This is a genomic window from Vibrio sp. 779(2023) (assembly GCF_033344285.1).
Taxonomy (GTDB): domain Bacteria; phylum Pseudomonadota; class Gammaproteobacteria; order Enterobacterales; family Vibrionaceae; genus Vibrio; species Vibrio alginolyticus.
In genome coordinates this window covers 1-1,133 of sequence record NZ_JAWPOM010000176.1, presented here as the reverse complement: position 1 = coordinate 1,133, position 1,133 = coordinate 1, and the positions used below count along the sequence as shown (strand labels likewise).

Annotated in this window: 1 protein-coding gene and 1 pseudogene; both read right to left on the bottom strand. The window is 47.0% G+C overall.

Annotated features, from left to right (window positions below; all coding sequences use genetic code 11):
* Nucleotides 1-216, bottom strand: a 216-nt coding sequence (locus R8O70_RS25880) for a hypothetical protein (RefSeq protein WP_318184545.1), incomplete at its 3' end; no start/stop codon positions are given.
* A gap of 326 nt (nucleotides 217-542) precedes the next feature.
* Nucleotides 543-1,133 (bottom strand): annotated as a pseudogene (locus tag R8O70_RS25875) (Bcr/CflA family drug resistance efflux transporter); the annotation flags it as partial.

The window sequence follows — 1,133 nt, the reverse complement described above, 5'->3', positions numbered from 1 at the left end:
ATCTTTACGCTCGTCGTCACGCATCCAGTAGTAGTTATCAACGCGAGTATCACCATGATTGGTCATCGCGTGAGGGATTTTTTTTGCAACCGGGGCTTGAGTTTGCTGAGCAACGATCTGTGATTGGGAATATTGAGTCATGGTTGGAGTTCCTTGATTGCTGCATCCGGCGATAAGCGCGACCGATACGGCCAACGTAGTTAAAGTGAAACGCATCTGTTAATCCTTATATTTTATACCTAAGTTGCCTCATCCTGAGGGTATGGACTTTGGTTTCATTGAGAGTTTTCAGGCTGGTCACGCTTTTGTTTTAGAGAGCAGAAATGTGGTTCGAGAAGTGAATACTCTCCCCATTTGTGAACGGCTCATTGTTGTGACCTGTTGGCTTGAAAACGCATTGTGTAAGCAACTGTTATTTTTAACAAATATCACTTCTAAAGTTAAATCATTCTCATCAATAAATAGAGGTAGTGTGATATGAAAAAAGGGACACACTATTTCGTGTGTCCCTTTTCAATGTTTTGGTCAGATTGAAATGGCGGTTAAATGACTTGTGGCATTTCGTTTGAGTGATCGTGCGCTCTGTGTACCCACAATAGGCCAAGCATCGCGACAATTGACATTGCCATCATCAAAACACCAAGCGGCATTTGGTTATGCGCTGGGAATAGCGATGCAAGCAAGGTTGCAATACCGGCGCCCAAGTTCTGCATGCCACCCAGAGTCGCACCAGCTGTCCCCGCGTGGTAAGGGAACGGAGCAATTGCGCCTGTTGTTGCCGCAGGGAACAGGATGCCCGCACCTAGGAAATAAATAGTTGCGCCACCAATTAACGTCACTGCAGTTGTTACGCCAAACAAGCCTGGGATTAATACGACGGCTGAACCGATAAAGATCGACACCAAACCAACATTTAGCGCACGACGCTCAGAGCGACGCTGCGCGATATAGCTAGACAAACCTGCTCCCACTAAGTAGCCCGGGATCGGCAAGATAAACAGCAAACTTACGGTAGTGGCTGGTAATGCCAATACACCACCTAGTAATACCCCAGCTGCTGCTTCGAACACACCTACGCCAGCAAACGTCGCAACTAGGCAGATTAAAAAGCCTTGGAAGCGGCGGTCAGACAA